This window comes from Syntrophobacter fumaroxidans MPOB, assembly GCF_000014965.1.
Lineage (GTDB): Bacteria > Desulfobacterota > Syntrophobacteria > Syntrophobacterales > Syntrophobacteraceae > Syntrophobacter > Syntrophobacter fumaroxidans.
Window position 1 is genome coordinate 1,782,306 of record NC_008554.1, and the last position, 16,610, is coordinate 1,798,915.

The 16,610-nt window shown below is 55.5% G+C and carries 15 protein-coding genes and 1 pseudogene; 4 read left to right on the forward strand and 12 right to left on the reverse strand.

Features of this window, described 5'->3' with window-relative positions; translation table 11 throughout:
* Positions 1-314 precede the first annotated feature (314 nt).
* The 12 genes and pseudogenes from SFUM_RS07475 to SFUM_RS23110 form a co-directional block, all read right to left on the reverse strand.
* Positions 315-3,548: a DEAD/DEAH box helicase family protein gene (locus tag SFUM_RS07475; RefSeq protein WP_011698300.1), complete on the reverse strand. Its 3,234-nt coding sequence runs from the start codon at positions 3,546-3,548 to the stop codon at positions 315-317.
* Positions 3,545-4,126, reverse strand: coding sequence for a SprT family zinc-dependent metalloprotease (locus tag SFUM_RS24110; protein ID WP_011698301.1), 582 nt, complete (start codon positions 4,124-4,126; stop codon positions 3,545-3,547). The genes SFUM_RS07475 and SFUM_RS24110 overlap by 4 nt, the downstream gene beginning before the upstream one ends.
* Complete coding sequence (locus SFUM_RS07480; RefSeq protein ID WP_041440122.1) at positions 4,123-4,323, reverse strand: hypothetical protein; 201 nt, start codon at positions 4,321-4,323, stop codon at positions 4,123-4,125. Before SFUM_RS07480 ends, SFUM_RS24110 begins: the two co-directional genes overlap by 4 nt.
* Positions 4,324-4,605: 282 nt before the next feature.
* Positions 4,606-5,721, reverse strand: a complete 1,116-nt coding sequence (locus tag SFUM_RS07485; protein WP_011698303.1) for a helix-turn-helix domain-containing protein — start codon at positions 5,719-5,721, stop codon at positions 4,606-4,608.
* The gene (locus SFUM_RS07490) at positions 5,714-6,052 is read right to left on the reverse strand and encodes a type II toxin-antitoxin system RelE/ParE family toxin (protein ID WP_041440127.1); all 339 of its coding nucleotides are present in this window, start codon (positions 6,050-6,052) and stop codon (positions 5,714-5,716) included. The genes SFUM_RS07485 and SFUM_RS07490 overlap by 8 nt, the downstream gene beginning before the upstream one ends.
* 136 nt (positions 6,053-6,188) lie before the next feature.
* A pseudogene (locus SFUM_RS24185) lies at positions 6,189-6,462 on the reverse strand (IS1634 family transposase N-terminal domain-related protein); the annotation flags it as partial.
* Positions 6,463-6,830: 368 nt separating this feature from the next.
* Complete coding sequence (locus SFUM_RS22430; protein WP_011698306.1) at positions 6,831-7,175, reverse strand: cytochrome c3 family protein; 345 nt, start codon at positions 7,173-7,175, stop codon at positions 6,831-6,833.
* A gap of 18 nt (positions 7,176-7,193) precedes the next feature.
* A complete protein-coding gene (locus SFUM_RS07500) occupies positions 7,194-8,675 on the reverse strand; it encodes an FAD-dependent oxidoreductase (RefSeq protein ID WP_011698307.1) in 1,482 nt (493 codons plus the stop codon).
* 258 nt (positions 8,676-8,933) lie between these two features.
* Positions 8,934-9,395: a response regulator gene (locus SFUM_RS07505; RefSeq protein ID WP_011698308.1), complete on the reverse strand. Its 462-nt coding sequence runs from the start codon at positions 9,393-9,395 to the stop codon at positions 8,934-8,936.
* Positions 9,395-12,481: a PAS domain S-box protein gene (locus tag SFUM_RS21560; RefSeq protein WP_011698309.1), complete on the reverse strand. Its 3,087-nt coding sequence runs from the start codon at positions 12,479-12,481 to the stop codon at positions 9,395-9,397. Before SFUM_RS21560 ends, SFUM_RS07505 begins: the two co-directional genes overlap by 1 nt.
* Before the next feature lie 247 nt (positions 12,482-12,728).
* Positions 12,729-12,887, reverse strand: coding sequence for a hypothetical protein (locus SFUM_RS23105; RefSeq protein WP_153307205.1), 159 nt, complete (start codon positions 12,885-12,887; stop codon positions 12,729-12,731).
* 238 nt (positions 12,888-13,125) lie between these two features.
* Positions 13,126-13,272: a hypothetical protein gene (locus SFUM_RS23110; protein ID WP_153307206.1), complete on the reverse strand. Its 147-nt coding sequence runs from the start codon at positions 13,270-13,272 to the stop codon at positions 13,126-13,128.
* A gap of 592 nt (positions 13,273-13,864) precedes the next feature.
* Here SFUM_RS23110 and SFUM_RS07515 point away from each other — a divergent pair.
* The 4 genes from SFUM_RS07515 to SFUM_RS07530 all read left to right on the forward strand — a co-directional run bounded on the left by SFUM_RS07515 (position 13,865) and on the right by SFUM_RS07530 (position 16,286).
* Complete coding sequence (locus tag SFUM_RS07515; protein WP_011698310.1) at positions 13,865-14,065, forward strand: cold-shock protein; 201 nt, start codon at positions 13,865-13,867, stop codon at positions 14,063-14,065.
* A gap of 185 nt (positions 14,066-14,250) precedes the next feature.
* Complete coding sequence (locus SFUM_RS24115; RefSeq protein WP_049766320.1) at positions 14,251-14,535, forward strand: RNA recognition motif domain-containing protein; 285 nt, start codon at positions 14,251-14,253, stop codon at positions 14,533-14,535.
* Positions 14,536-14,552: 17 nt separating this feature from the next.
* Positions 14,553-14,774 (forward strand): hypothetical protein, encoded by a 222-nt coding sequence (locus SFUM_RS07525; RefSeq protein ID WP_011698312.1) that lies wholly within the window; start codon positions 14,553-14,555, stop codon positions 14,772-14,774.
* Between the two features lie 96 nt (positions 14,775-14,870).
* Positions 14,871-16,286 (forward strand): DEAD/DEAH box helicase, encoded by a 1,416-nt coding sequence (locus tag SFUM_RS07530; RefSeq protein ID WP_011698313.1) that lies wholly within the window; start codon positions 14,871-14,873, stop codon positions 16,284-16,286.
* Positions 16,287-16,610 lie beyond the last annotated feature (324 nt).

Consider the following 16,610-nt stretch of genomic DNA (forward strand, 5'->3'; position numbering starts at 1 on the left):
CGCCTCCAGAAAGCTGTCTCCAAGACAAGAACTTGCTCGGCCCCGAATTCCCCTCCACATCGCCCATCTCCCCGACACAATCTGCCAATCTCATAATTTCTCGACCACTTGCCAAAAAGCAAGGCGAGGTCTGTCTCCGACGCCCTCAAAGGCACACGCTGTCGCAGTAATCTATGAAAGAAGACTACTGTGATCCATTCTCTCAACTAAAAGATCAAAGGAACTCAGCCTTTCGGCACCACGCGCACGTCATCAATCCCTGCCAGTCATACTATGTGCAGACTTCAGCCAAGCTTAGCCTAAACGGCTTCTGCTCAAAAGCGCTCCGACTCGATGGGTTCAAGAATCAGGCTTCCATCCGACTCTCGGAACACGACTTGAAAATTGGTGCCGGGGCGACCAGCGTCGGAACCAAACCATCGCCTCAGTATCTCTGAAAGGACGTTTTTTGCCGAGTCTCTTCGACGTAACACATTGACCGCAACCTTGACAAAGTTGGCTTCACAAGGCTCCCCTTCCACAAGCACTTCTGTCCATCCGAGCGGAATGCGTGGATGGATCTTTCTGTCTGGAAGAAACAGAATCGGCCGCCCACTTGCGTGACTGACCCTGCATAGGATATCGCTCGTCACGGGGTTGCTCAGAGAAGGTCGCTGGAGGTATTCGGCCAGCCTCCAGTCTATGATTTCCCGTGCAAGTTCATGAAACGCGGCGCGAATAGCATCCTCTAACGTAAAAGTGGCCCCGAAAACTCCGTCACGGTAGGAAAAGAAAGACTTACGCTTGGTGCCCCTCCCTCCGGTCCATGCCTCGATGGGATTCCTCTCCAGGTATCGGCGAAGGGCTGCTCGGTCCTGGAGGTCCACTCCGACATCAGTTCTGAGTGTCGCCGAGCGAAGGGCCAGCTGTGCGAAGCCTTCCACAAGCCTTTCAACCTTGATTTGCCCGGGCAACTGCCCCTCGTTCAACATGGCCATGAGCGTGAGCATCTTGAAGCTCCTGGACATGGGGGTGGTTTCCAGGATATCGAGGAAGTCTCCTGCCCGAGAATTCTCCAACACATTGCGTTCGTCTGCCGAAAGATCGCCCATTGCAGCGAGAAACCGAAACCAAGAGCCATAGTTCTTCCTGGCAGAGCGGGGGTTGTAGCCTTCGTGAAAGGCCTCGACAGCTGTCGGCCGCCTGTCGTTGTTCTCTTTAAAGTCCTCATACCAGAATCGCAGAGCTTCGTGCGCCGGCGGCATCTTGATGAGCGCCCGCAGGACGTCTACGGCTTCCAGTTCATAGGTGACCTCGCATCCCGGTGGAAGATCGAATGTTCCATTTTGGACTGCCTCCAGCGCCATCGAAAGTTCATTGTCACCCCTCCCAAGACCCAGCAGCGTCCGGGGCTTGAGCAGAAAGGATCGGTGATTGCCGATGTAGTCGATGACACGGAGGTAGTCCTTACCCTCGGCAACTCGAAGCCCGCGACCGAACTGCTGGAGCCACAGGATTCGAGATTCCGTTGGCCGGAGCATCATGACGGTGTCCACATTAGGGAGGTCGACACCCTCATTGAACATGTCGACAGCGAATATCACATCGAGTTCACCGTCGGTAAGGCGCTTGAGGGTACCTCCTCTCGGCGCCGTCTGCGGTCCGGAGTGAACGGAAGCGGCCCGAACCCCCTGATTGGTGAAATAATCCGCCATGAAATCGGCGTGACGCTGGGAGCAGCAGAAGGCGAGGGTGCGCCTGCCGGCACGGCTCCGGTACTGCTCGAGGGCGTTCACGGCACGCCTTTTGGTGGCCACGGCCCGGGTCAGAGCTTCCTCGTTAAAGCGACCGCTACGCCACGGAATGTTGCTGTAGTCCACTTCATCCGGGACACCGAAGTACCGAAAAGGGCAGAGGAGCCCGTCGCGGATTCCCTCAACAAGATCGCAGCGGTATACGAGATTCTCTGCGCAGAGCGCCAGGAGGTCCCCGCCGTCAGTCCTTTCCGGCGTTGCGGTAAGCCCAAGAAGGAAAGCCGGCTGAAAGTGGTCGATCAGCTTTTGATAGCTCCGGGCAGAGGCATGGTGGAATTCGTCGATCACAACGTAGTCGAACAGATTACGGTCAAAAGACCGGAGATGATTGGTGCGCCCCAACGTCTGGATCGAGGCGAAAAGCACATCCGCGCCAGGCAGCTTTTCCGTGCCGTTGTAAAGCCCAAGGGCGGCAAACGGTCGAATCCGGCGGAACGTCTTCAGCGCCTGCCGAAGGATTTCCTCCCGATGGGCAACAAACAACACTTTCCCGGCACCAAACCGAACGCTGTCGAAGGCTGCGAGCCACGTTTTCCCAAGGCCAGTCGCCAGGACCACGAGCCCGGCCTGGTTGCCTTCGGCACGGGTCCTCGCCAGCGCTTCGAGAGCCTCCCTTTGAATTCTGTGGGGTTCAGGCGAAGGTTTGGCATCCTCGGGGACAATTTCAGCCGGCACCGAAACGGGGAGCCTTCCCCAGTTCCTCTGGGCCTCTTCCAAAATGACCTCGCCCTGGTTCGAGGGCGGCACGTTGATGCAGGGCGGCCTTCGCGATTCCTGGTATTGTCGGATCCACACATGGTCGACGGGCCTGGTTCGTGCGTGGCAAAACAGTGTTTCGAAGGCGGCGGTGACCGCCCGGAATCCTTTGTGACTTTCGGCAGGGACTATGCGGTAGTTCCATTCAATACCCTCCGCAAGCGCCTGCCCGCTCAGGTTGGAGCTCCCAACATATGCAACGCCACCCCCTGGTACAGTGTCGATGTAAAAAATATAGGCTTTGGGGTGAAAGCTGACACCCCTACTTTCGAAGACCCGGAGTTCGAATTGGCCTGTAGCCCCTTCGCACAGATCCAGGAGCCGGGACAACGCGATGGGGTCGGTGATTCCCAGGTAGTCCCCGGTAAGAAGCCGAACTCGCCCCCCGCGATCCAGAAGCGACTGCAGGTGTTCCTCGAGAAGGTCTATGCCGCTTTCGAGAATGAAAGCTACGGCCATATCCGCACGTTCGGAGACATCGAGGTGGGTCTGGAGATGAGGCAGCAATGGGTCATCTCCACCAGAAACCAAATGCTCTGATCGACCCAAGTCGAGAAACGGGCCGGTTATCCCCCGGTGAGCACTCTTCGCAATGGCATCCATCTCCACGACGGGTCTTTTCAGGTAGTTTGCCTTTGCCGGGATGACATTGCGAACACCCCCGGTGGGGTCCTCAACGTCGCCGTGGTATCTTGGGATCACATGCAGGTGAAGATGGAAAACGGTTTGACCGGCTGCCGTGCCGATATTGATTCCCAGGTTGAAGCCAGCCGGCTCGAAGTGGGAGAGGATGTGGTCTCGAACCACCTCGGTAGCAGCCAGGAGTTCCTCCCGCTCTTCAGGGGTTGCGTCGAACCAGGTTGCCACATGCCGTTTGGGAACGAGGAGCGCATGCCCCGGAGCAACCGGGAAGCCATCCCACAGTGCAAATACCAGCTTGCCCTCGTAGAACACGCGATGATCATCGGGAGAACAGAATGGACACGATTTCTCGGTCATGATTCACCCTCATCACGTACCAAGCGTTTTGAAATCTCAAGCAGACCATCGAGTCCCAATTCCGTGCAGCAAGGGCATCGCCATGTGCCGACTGCACGGCGGGCTGTACGCTGGGTTTGACAAACCGGGCAGGAATGGATGTAAACATATTGGCGACGGCCCTTTCCCGGGATAATTTCTGATTTGCTGAGCACTACGCGCCTACGTGGTGTGAAGCCTGCCGATTCCATGAGCCGGGCCCACTCAGGACCGTGCGGTTTGCAGGCGTCGCCGTAGAGTTCGTATGCCGCTAGATGAGCACACTCGTGGCAGAGAACCTCTTCCAGAAGAGGAGAGGCCTCCTGCAAGCTCGCGGCGAGAATGACCCGGCGCCGCCTCGGATAGCATCGAGCGAGCGCACGCCGAAGCCGTGCACTGAAACCTATTGAAATATGCTGGTCGAGCCCCGGTAGTCCCCAAAGGTGGAGCCATCGTCTCATGGGCTCCAGAAGAGAGCGAAGTGGCGGGGGCAATTCAAGTCTTTCGCCGGATTCAGACATCAAGCACCCTTTTGCTGCGTTGCAGGATGTTTCACTCATACCACAGATATGCTGGAATCAGCAGAAGCTTGGGTTCTCGAGCACTGTTTGGCCAAGTCAACCTGGCTGATCCCGAGCTTGGCCCTGGCCTCCGCGACTTCGATGCCAATCCGGACAAGCCCCCTTTCTTCATCAAAGATGTCTCTGAATCCCCTATCGTGCAGTTTTTCCTCCAGATGATCCCGGAAAGCTTTCATCGGACGAGTTCCCCCTGAGCTTCTTCTCACCCACCCGGGCAAGCAAGTCGTTTTTGCATCCCTTGGCCTTTCGCTTGCGGGGATCCGCCAGTACCTTGTTTGGGAGCAAACACCTCCGATCAATGCCTTCGTCGCCCGGTCAGGGTATTCCCTCAAGCTGAGGCTGTGCCACCAGGTCAAGGACCTGCGAAACGCATAACTGACTTATCGTAAGTGGAAAAGCGTTCCAACACGACACGCACTCCTGCTCTTCTCGTGGCCAGTTAGCCCCTGTGCAATGGATTAGCTTCCAGCCCATCGAAAACTGACCTTGAGATCGTTGTAATGACTCCAGGGTATGATACCCTCGCGTTGAAGGCGTCCCACAATTATTCCCGGAGCGATCCCGAGTTCCGACGCGAATTGCAGCACAGTATCTCTGGATGGCGCCCCTGATCTCGTCAGAGCTTTGAAAGCGGCCGCAGGAATCAAAGATGTGGCGGCGAAAGTGTTAGCCTCCATTTCTTTCTTCTCCTGGCCAGCTCCCGTTTCCTCGTAGTTCTTGGGGTTGTTTATGAAAAAGTCTTTCTTTCCATGCAAAAGAACGTGCCCCGCTTCATGAAAGAAAGAAAACCAGAAGTGATCATTGCGTTTGTACAGCAGGCTCAGTTGTATTAAGGCCTTTGAAGGAGTCAGCCAGCGAGTCGCCGCACTGATGCGGGTTTTCGGCAGTTCCTGCACAAAGACAACGGCGACGCCGGCCGCAGATGCATAATCAACCATTTTTGAACAGAAGATTTCCGGCGATTCATTGGTCAGGCCACGAATCAAACGCAGAACCTCCCGGAACTTGCTCTGGTCATACGGAGCGCATTCGACATTCTTGGCCTGTATTTCCCCTCTTCTCAGCCACGCGACCACAGCCGATCGGTTGGTCTCAAAAGCCTCGGACTTTCTAAAAACGACCTGATCCGTATAGGATCTTGCGTACTTCTCCCACTGATCCGGCGAACTTATCTGGAAGAATCTCAGGAGTTCCCTGAGTTGCTGAACCTTGTCTTTGAACTCCCGTATCCATCCGAATTTGACCATCGTGCGGACCGGGATCAGATCGAGCCATTTGAGATGCTTCTCGAACCGCTCTTGCTCATCCTTCCGGGCAAGATATTCCCTGTATTGGCTTTCACGGCTGTTCCAGAATTCCGCGGGAACTCCCAGAACGTTCTCCAGTTCCAGTGATATTTTCGGAGTGATGGGCGCTTTGCCTTTGACGATTTCATTGATCGTCTTCTTTGCCCGCCCTGTTCGCTCCGCGAGAGCGGCCTGTGACATTCCAAGGGCCTCCAGGGTCTCAATCAGGGTCTCGCCGGGGGGGGAAACGTAATCCGGAACGTATTCATTTTGGATTGTTCTACCCATGCGTATCCTCCACACCGAGAATTTCAATTGAACTCACCTTACCCCAGTCGAGTCCGCCTTCCGGTTTCTCCGGCAATGGGTCCTGATCCGGCTTGAAGAGAAGACGGTAGGGATGATCAAGGTCAACCGAAAGTTGGCCTTTTCGATTGCCTTTCAGTTCATGGCAACGCGCCTGCGGGAGGGCCCGCATGACCTCAAGGTTTGCGGCAGCCCTCAGTTCGTCGAGCCTCCTTCGGATCAGTTTGGCTCTCTGCGCCCCGTGGCGTTTGACCAAAAGCTCCTGCTGGTTACACTCTTTCGCAAATTTCTTACTACGAAACAAGATATCCATCAACAGCCCTCGCGGTCAATATCGTTAACGTAATACGTTAATAAAATCAAGAATTATTTCGAGCTTTCTGGAGGAAACTCTGGTCATTTCGGGGTCGATGGAGCAGGGGAAACATCTTCCGTTTGCCTCCGGCTTGCCGCACCCCTTCAGGCAGGATGGAGGATTGCACACCGCTTGCAGGACATGCGGCAGATTCAATAGGATCATGAATGTCCACGCAGCAAACCCTGGCGATGGAGCGGCACAGCCGCGCGAGATCATCCCGGTCGAACTCGTCGGACCTCCCGAAATTATGGATGATGTCGGCGACGGGTTCCCCTGTTCGCTGGATGGCGGATATTGTGAGCGAGTTGGTAGTACTCGACCACCGATCCATCTCTGTTATTGCGTTTGGTTGTCTGTAGATACAGGCCTGATCGTTTAGCACGTATCCACATGACAGAGCCAAGCATAAACACAAAGGTCGTGTGCCTTCGGCTTTTTTAGTTTTTGTGAGGTTGCGGGGCTGGAAATCCGCATGAAATAAAGGGGCACCTACAAAAATCGGGGCCAAATGTGCCTATTCGGCAAAAACGTCGGCCTTGTCACAGGGGGGTAAATTTTCGTTTCCCATGGGGGGTTAATTTTGCATTCCCGCTGACAGCGCCAGCCGGATTTGGCTGGAAGACGATCTCTCCGTCCGGGCCTCATAAAGAGAACTGGATGGAGAGCAGCGGCAGATTCTCGGCGCTATCCTCAGGATGGAATGTACTACAAAGAACAAATCGCCGGCGACCCATCAGGGCACTTGCACCTTGAACTTGTGGCAATCATTGCAAAAGAATTCCGGCTCCTTGTGGCCCTTGTGGCACACCGCGCATTCCTTGTCGCCCACGTGCGTATAATGGGGATTGGGCTTTTTCCCCGCAGAGGCCTTGCCAAGCTCTTCGTAAGAGTCGCCGTGGCACTTCAGGCACATATCCATTTTCGGAGCCTTGGAGGGCACCTCTTCAACATGGCATTGGGCGCACTCCAAACCGTTTTGAGCATGACGGTCAGCGAGGTTGTTGCCGGCCACAACGCTCGTGGCCAGCGCAAAGCCCGCAACAAACAAAACAGAGGCTAAGAGCGACTTTTTCATCATTGTTTGTCCTCGGCTTCTTCAGGCCTTCTTGCAGGCTTGAGCAATGTGACGAGCGGCAATACGGCCGAAGACCGTAGCGCCGCCCAACTGGCTGCCGCCGACGTAGTCCCGAAAGAATAAACCACCCGCGGCATTGCCCGCAGCGTAAAGGCCCTTTATGGGCTCGTCTTCCAGGTTGACCACTTGAGCATTGGTGTTGATCTTAGGTCCCCCGAAGGTGGTGGTCATGCCGCTCTCAAACGGGAAGGCGTAGAACGGACTCTTGTCCATCGCGTGAGGGTCCTTGCGGGTGCACGGCGGATTCAAATCCTTCAACTTGCGCTTTTTCAACGCGTCGTTGTAACCGTTGACGGCAGCCACAACGGCTTCTACGGGCAACCCCGCTTTCCTGGCCAGACCCGCGACGGTGTCGTCCCGGAAGAATGGCGAATTCATGCCCGTGAACTTGTCAGCCATCTTCCCGACGGCGGTCCAGTTGCTGTCGACCAATTGGTAGGCCTTGTTTTCCGGAGTCAAGTTCGGCAAAGCACGTGCTTTGGCCACATAGGTACTGCCTTCGTCGACGATGCGCTTGCCGCGCAAATCCACGATGATGCCGTAGCCGCTATTCAACGCCCCTTCAGGGTTTACGTGCGTCGCCGAGACGATCGGGCCACAATGGAATTGGTCCATGTGTACCAATTTTGCAAAAAGGGGCCTGGTGAGCGTGATGTTTTCGCCCGTGACAGTCGGGGAGCCACGCAAAGGCAATCGCGACATGACTCCGCCTATGTAGCCGCAGAGCATTTCCCTGTTGGCGGAGAAGCCGCCCGTAGCGATCAACACACCGCCGCGAGCCTTGAAATCGACCAGACCGTCTTCGGTCAAAGCGCGCACGCCGTTCACCGCAATCTTCTTATCAGTGATGAGTTCAACAGCCTTGGTGTGGTAGAGAATGGGGATGCCGCGCTTCCTGCAGGCTGCAAGCAGACAACGGATCAACATGCCACCGCCCGTAATCGAGCCGCCTTCGACACAGTGAAGACGGCTGAGCAGCGGGTAGGGCAACTTCTCCAGCTTGCGGAACCTCACTCCGATGGTGTCCTCCAACCAGTCAACGTCTTCGCCAATATGTTCGACGTAGGAGCGAATCAAAGCCGGATCGGCCTGGTCAACAGAAATCTTCATCATGTCGGCAAAAAGATCGTCCTTGCTCTCAACGACGCCTTCCCGGTTTTGAACGCGGGTGCCGCAAGCACACAGAGCACCCATGGCGTAAATGGAGTTGCCGGCAGGCAAATCCATCTTTTCGAGAACGACGGGCTTAATGCCTTGGTCGTAGGCTTCTAGAGCGGCCACCAGCCCGGCCGTGCCGGCGCCCAAAATGACGGCGTCATAATCCATGGCGGCAGGGTCCGGGGCGGCTGCCCGCACAGTTGTCGACACCGAGTCCATCGCGCCCGCGGCAGCGGCCACGAGGCACCCTTTGATCATATCCCGGCGAGTAATCTGCTGACCCATTCGCATATTCCTTTCATTTCATATCTTTTGTCCGCGAATTATTGGCAAGAGCTGACGGAGTATTGATCAATTGCGGCTGACTTCCCACTTCTTGGCCTTTCCAAGGCCATTGGAGAGGAGTGTTCACATCGAAAATGGGATAAGTATGTATGTCTATTCCCACTTTTCAGGAAAAATTTCTGAAAAATCCACTTATCTCGACACACTCCCGGTCCGGCTCTCGGGATTTGGGTCTTTGCCCAGTCAAACGGTATCAACTCAACAGCCGACTACTTGGAAGGGAATGTTCGGATCGTGAAGAATTGCCGTGCAGAACTCTTCAAGCATCTTTTTCAATGCGTCGTATCCGTTCGGTTTAGCGAGAAAGGAGGAAGCGCCGGCTTTCTTTGTTAATTCGATGTCTTGTTGCTCCTTCGATGTCGTCAAAATCAAGATTGGAATCGTGCTTAGTTTTTGGTCTGCCTTGATGATTCGCAGTGCGCTGCGGCCATCGATTCGCGGCATATTCAAATCGAGAAGGATCAAATCAGGTCGGGGATATCTTACGGGGTCTGCGAAATTCCCCTTGTGGTAGAGGTAATCGAGGAGGTCCCGCCCATCATCCACAAACCGCAAATCATAGCGGTTGCCCATTTCTTGAAACGCTGCTTCCAGAAGAAAGCAATCGTCCTCGTCATCATCGGCCACAAGGACAAGAAAACGAGCTCGCTTTTTATCCATCAGGCCCTTTTCTGCTGCTTCAAAGGAAGGGTCACTTTGAAAGTGGAGCCTCGCCCGGGTTCGCTCTCGACGGTGATTTCGCCATTATGCCTGGCCACAATTTTCCTGCAAATGGTAAGACCCATTCCGGTGCCGCTATATGGCGAATCCTTGCCGTGAAGCCTCTGGAAAGGCTTGAAGATTTGATCGGAGTAGCACGGATCGAACCCTATGCCGTTGTCCTGTACGCTTATCCGGCATTGGTGATCGATCACACTCCCGGAAATTTTTATAACAGGGGGTTCCGATTCCTTTCGGTACTTTATTGAATTCGAGATCAGGTTTTGAAAAAGCTGATGTAGCAACGACTCATCGGCATCGACTGTCGGCAGGTCACCAATCTCCACCTTCGCATTGGTCTTGGAAATCCAATATTCCAAGGCACTCGCGGCCCCCCTGGCAACCTCTGAAAGGGACACGGGCTTATGAATCAACTGGCTTGTGCCGCTTCTGGAGTATGTGCGCAGGGCATGTAGAAGCTCAGCCATACGGTTTGCGCCCTTTATGATTCGCTCCAAGAGGTTTTTGCCTTCGGCGTCGAGGGAATCCTTCTTTCTTCTAACAAGCATTTCTCCGAAAGTCTGGATCTTTCTCAAGGGTTCTTGAAGATCATGGGAAGCGATAAAAGCGAATTCCTGCAGTTCCTGATTCAACTGTTCGAGCTTGGCCACTGTCGCTTTGAGTTCCCTTTCGGCTTCCCTGAACTCCGTAATGTCGAAGTCCATTTCAAGGATCATGGGAGAGCCGTCCACGTCGATGAACGGAAAGTCGTGAGCATCGATTATGGTGCCGTCGGGGACGGTCACTTCCCAGTGGTGAGACCGGCCCGTTTCCGCCACTCTGTACGATTCGCAAAAATTGCAGGGTTCGTTAAGCCCGAAACGGTATTCGTAGCAGTGCCGTCCCTGCGATTCGCCAAACTTCTCGCGAAAGCTGCGGTTTGAAAAAGCGACATGGTGGTCAGGCGTCAATAGGCAGATCATTACCGGCAATGTCTCAAGCACGTCAAAGAGCCGCTGCCTCTCGGTTTTTAGTGCTTCCTCGGCCTGCTTGCGCTCGGTGACGTCAATTCCCATCTCAAGGATCAATTGGGAACCCTTGGCGTCGATGAATGGGAAGTCGAAGACGGAATAGCTGCGGCCGTCGGGGCCTTCCCACTCCCAACGGTGGGGAGTGGAAGTCTTCAGAACCGCATATGTATCACAAATTTCACAAGGTTCGCTGCGCCCGAACAGATGTTCAAAGCAGCGAAGGCCCTTGGATGCGCCAAAACGATCACGAAAGACTTTATTAGCGAAAGGAACATGATATTCGGGTGTCAGAAGACAAACATAGACCGGGAGTGTCTCCAGGACATCGAAAAACAGCTGCCGTTCCGCCGCCAGTTCCTCCGTTCGCTCGCGGACTCTGATTTCGAGCTCATCCCTCGATTTGCGAAGCTCCTCTTCCATCAGCTTTCGTTCGGTGATGTCCATGAAGGCGGCGATCGCGCCGCTCGGGCTGCCTTCCGAGTCGATGAGGGGGATGACGTTGCCCAGGAGCGAATATCGTGGACCATCCTTCAAAACAAACTCGAGGGAATAGTCTCTGAACTCCCGACCTGTGGACGCAACAACCTGGATCGGCAGCTCTTCGGGAGCGAGCTCCCTGCCATCCTTGTAGATGCTGTAGTGGGCAAGATGCTCTCGCTCCGGCCCGGTTTTGGACATATTGGCGGTCTCGTCCACTCGTGACAACTCACGTGCCGCCCGGTTCCCCGATATGCTCCGGCACTCCCTGTCATGAGCAGTCCAGATCATGGCGGGGGCTGCATCCAAGATTGCCATTATTTGAGCTTCCTGGTCCCGCGCCAGTCTCTCGCTTTCGCGCAGTGCTTGTTCAGCCCGTTGGCGTTCGGTAATGTCGATCCCGGTACCTATAACATGCACGATGTCACCTTTCGCATCCAACAGGCAAGAGTTGGCCCAGGTTATCCAACGTCGACTCCCATCCCGGAGAATCCATTCATTCTCGTGACGGCTGGGGAATTTCCCCGTGGTCAGACCTTGAAATACTTGGAGAACACCGCGACGCTGTTCCTCCGGAACCAGGAATTCCCAAAAGCATCGCCCAATCACCTCGTCGACCCGCCAGCCGGTCAGGCGTTCACAGGCAGCATTGAATCGGACGATTCGACCATTCCGATCGAGTACTATGATCAGTCCGTCAACTGTATCAAGAATGGCCGTGGCAAACTCACTGGCGTGTTTCAGTTTCTCTTCGGCCTGTCTGCGCGCAGTGATATCAGTCCCGACCGCCAAGATTTCCGAAACGGCGCCGCTCTCATCGAATATGGCTTTGTGGGTCCATGCCATCCATACTCGGCTGCCATCCCGACGGATATTCTCGTTGATGATTGAAACGTAGCGTTCCGGATATCTTACCACATCAAGGGCAAGTGCAGTCGAATCCGTTCCGGCGGACTCCGTTTCAGGCAACAGGACACTCACGTGCTTGCCGAGGATTTCATCTTCACGATAGCCGAAAAATGTTTGAGCGTATTCATTGAAAAAGGCGATCGTGCCGCCACTGTTCCAGCGGACAATGGCACTGTTAGCATTTTGTACCAACTCGCGGTACTTCCTCTCACTTTGCTGGAGCTCGACAGCCGCCTTTTCGCGCTCGGCGGAGAGCCTCGATTGCTGCTCCGTTTTGAATGCCCGGGCCTGGGCACGATATGCCGCTTCGGCCAAACAGGAGATCAAGGTCCCATTGGCTAAAAAGACCGCAACGCTCAACCGGTCTGCGAAGGGAGCAATGGCGAACTGACCAACCGGCTCAATCCAGAAATAGTCTGCAAGGAGGGCCGAGACAGCTGTCGCGATGAAACCGGCGCCGAATCTTCCATACAGTGCAGCGACTGCGACGGCCGGGTAAAAGGTGGTAAAGGTGGCGCGGAACCCGAGAGTTTCGAGGAAGTGCCACCGGATGACGGCAGCAATGACGGGGAGAAGAACTCCTACCCCGAGGCGGAGCCATATCGGTCGTTCTGTCCGGTACCACATCATGAAGTTCCCCTGTTCTGAACGGAAAGAACCACATCTTCGTTCGCGGGTTCCTGACTCGTCTTACGAAAGACCTTTTCATGCAACTGCTCGGTTTGTTCCTAAAAGACTGGAGAATAAGCGCAAATTAATCATTTCAGCTCACCTTGCACGGGCGATACGGGAGAATTTTCTTTGAAAAGAAAAAGGAGGCATGTAGGAACTATTACTGTTTGGCCTCCTTTCGAAAGGCTCCTCTACGTACAGAACACTATCGCACCTGATCCGTCCACAGCTTCCGGTGGGTCCCGACCTGTTTCTGATGCCGCTCAACAACCGACTGCACGTCGGAAGTCCAAACGCCGTCGAACTGCGCGGCAGGGAAGTCACGTTCCTTGATCCACTTCCGGATCGTGTCCCGGGAGCTCATGGTGAACTCCGCGATCATCCCCAAGCCGGTGAGAATCGGACTGCCGATCGGCGACCGGCAATGGGGGCAGGACATGAAAGTATATTTTGAGAGGCGCTGAGATGTTGGTCAGCACATGGTGAACGGGTGGCAAGAAGCCCCCCCTGTTCTCCCTTGCATCCCCTGATGCGCTGAAATGTCCGGACATCCCTGCAACACGACATGTTGATACCAGCCGCTGAAAGCCCAGGAATGCCCGTCACGCCGATTCGATCTCCCACTCGATGACCTTCCCGTTCCTTTTCGGCGTGATCACTTCCGCGCTCTCCTCCACGGCTCGGCGCATGGCCACGTCGCTGAGGTGGGCATACCGTTGCGTAGTGACAGCTTGCTTGTGGGTGAGCAAGCCCCCGACGCTTCGACAGCTCCCGACGCTTCGAGTCGGTGGTCCTCACCCCACCGGGGGAGACGTGTTTGGTGAGTGGAGCCTCCATGATTGTTTGCCACCAGTCCCTGGCCAGACCCGGAGCAACCTTGTCCAGATCCGGACCCCAAGAACTTCAAACGCAAAGCTCCGGACGATTCTCTCCACGGCTCTGGCGAACAACGCCGGCGTGGCCGCTGATTACAGTGGGCCTCGCACAAAAAGAAAAGCAGCCGAAAAGGCGTGCGCCCTTCATCGAGACACACACCGCCGCCTCTCAGCTTCCAGGCTGAGGTTCCACCCCCTTGCGAAACCCTCGGCCCAATCTGGCTGGTGAGCGCTTCTGAGTCTAATGCACTGTAATTTATGCCTTATAACTGAAATCTAATCCATTTTCGTTTAATTCAGAGATACGCCTTGTTTTTTTGAAAGAATCGGTTATCATAGCCGGACAAATACGAGCGGTCTCGTTAACCTGAGTGATCTCTGAGTCGGTCTTTCGCATGATTAGAACGATTCTTAAGTAGCTCCGAACGCGGGCGCCACACTATCAAACCAGAGAAAAGGATCTAACATGGCGGAAGGTCGAGTAAAGTGGTTCAACGACAGCAAGGGTTTCGGATTCATTGAAAGAGAAGGCGGGAGTGATGTATTCGTTCATTATTCCGCTATTGAGGGCGAAGGATTCAAGTCGCTGGCCGAAGGCGACCGGGTGAGCTTCGTCGCGGAACAGGGCGCGAAAGGCCCGCAGGCTGCCCAGGTGAGAAAACTTTAACCGCGACGGCAACATTCTCGTCTATTCTACGATGGAAGGACAAGCCGGAGTAAATCTCCGGCTTTTTCATTTATGGGAAGCAGCCACTTCTATGAGAAGCAACAACTTTTGCAGGCCTTAGATCACCGAGGCTGTACATGAACCATAAGCAAAGAAGCGCTTATGCGAGTATTTGTGTGGCCAATATGGCCTGCAATGTCACAGAAGATGATTTGACGGCACTTTTTCCCAGTTCCGGAAAAGTACCTTCCGCGAACATCGTCAAGGAAGGACATTCGGGACGGTCAAAAAAGTTTGGGTTCGTTAAAATGCCGTCCGATTCGGAAGCGGACAAAGCGATGAAGGCCTTGAACGGGAAACGGCTCAAAGACCAGCCAGTAGAGGTGAGTCGAGCCAAGCTCCCGGCGAACCGATCGCGGCGTGGACCGGGATATCGGCGCCTGAGGCGCTTTTTGGCCAATTCAAGATGAACCCGAGGAGTTGAAGAATGGCCCAAAGATCAAAAGCCACCTTTCAGAAACGGGAAAGGGAAAAAGAGAAACAACAGAAACAGAGGGACAAGGAGGCCCGCCGCCTGGAAGCCAAAAAGGCCAAGGCGGAGCGTGAACCGGTAAAGATCGGCGAAGACCCGGATATTGCCGGAATCAAGCCCGGGCCGCAGCCTCTCCCCGAACAATGGCGTTATGCCGGGCGGGTCAACGGCAAGTAGCCCGAAACCCGCATCCCGGCGTTGCCCGGTCCGGCATCGACAGCGCCTCCCATGGGGAGGCCAAAACAGTACTCAATCAAGGAGCTATCCATACGCATGTCTTTTCATTCACTCGGCCTCTCGGCCGAATTGCTTCGCGCTATTGCCGATCAACACTACAAACACCCAACTCCCATCCAGCAACAGGCAGTCCCCGTAATTCTTGACGGAAAGGACGTCCTTGCCGGAGCCCAAACGGGCACGGGCAAGACGGCCGGTTTCGCCCTGCCGCTGCTTCAACTCCTGAGCAAGCGACCTCGCACGAAGGGGAAAACCAGCGTCCGCGCCCTGATTCTCACCCCAACCCGCGAGCTTGCCGCCCAGGTCGAGGAAAGCGTGGCTTCCTACGGCAAATATCTGCCCTTGAAAGCAGCGGTTGTCCACGGCGGCGTCAACATCAACCCCCAAATCGCAAAGCTCCGTCGTGGCATTGATATCCTGGTGGCAACACCGGGACGATTGTTGGACCATGTGCAGCAGCGGACCCTGGATCTCTGCGCGGTCGAAATACTGGTCCTGGACGAGGCAGACCGCATGCTCGATATGGGATTTATCCGGGATATCCGCAAAATACTGGCGCTGCTGCCTGTGCGTCGGCAAAATCTTTTGTTTTTCGCCACCTTTTCCGACGAGATCAAAACGCTCGCTGAAGACCTGTTGCGATCGCCGGTCCTGATCGAGACCGAGCGCCGCAACACTCCCGCGGAGAGCGTCGCGCAGCTGATCCATCCGGTGGACCGGGTGCGCAAACGCGAGCTGCTCTCTTTCCTGATCGGCTCCAATAACTGGCGGCAGGTGCTCGTCTTCACCCGCACCAAACACGGTGCCGACCGTCTCACCAGACAACTCGAGCATGACGGGATCCGTGCGGCGGCCATCCACAGCAACAAGAGCCAGGCGACGAGGACCCGGTCTTTGGCCGACTTCAAGCATGGCGATGTGCGGGTACTGGTTGCAACCGATATTGCGGCGCGAGGGCTCGATATCGACCATCTACCGCATGTGGTGAACTTCGAACTGCCCAGCGTGTCCCGGGACTACGTGCACCGTATCGGCCGCACCGGCCGCGCCGAACGCAGCGGAACGGCGATATCCCTTGTGAGTATCGATGAGCGCGAACAACTCAAAGAAATCGAGCGTCTGCTCAACCGCGCCATCCCCCGGGAAATCATCAAAGGATACGAGCCCGACCCGTCGATAAAATCAGAGCCGATTTTAAGAGGACGAAACGATTCGAATCAGCGCCGGCCAGGGAATTCCAAGCCCTCCCGATTCAGGGGCAGCGCCGATAGCCCCGATCTCGGCGCCAATCGACAATATAGCCCGGGCAAAGGGCGCCGCAATGAAGGCCACGGAAACGAAGGCCTCCCCACTCGCGGCCCCGGGGATGCTTCGCGAAAACACGGTGCGGCGGCACACCGCGCGCCCAATGTCTTTGGAATACCGACACGCGGTCGCCCTGCCGGCCGTTGAGACTCGCTTGTGATCTCTCTCCCTTTCGGCCCCTTGCCGAGAGAGGTTCGGTGCAGGCATTTCATACGAAGTTGCGCGCAAGATGGATCTTTCAAGCACAAAAGAGCGGGGGAATGATTCCCCCGCACCCCCCAAGTTTCGGCCACACGCGCAAGCGCGTGAGGCCGAGTGCTCGGCGCTGTCGGCGACTGGCCGAAGGCCGCCGCCGCAGCGCCACACGGAGCCGCGAAGCGGCGAGGGGGTGTGGGGGATACGTCCCCCACGCTTTGAGAGTATCATTTTGAACGCAATTATCCATGCCCCCTGCGACACCCGCGAAGCATG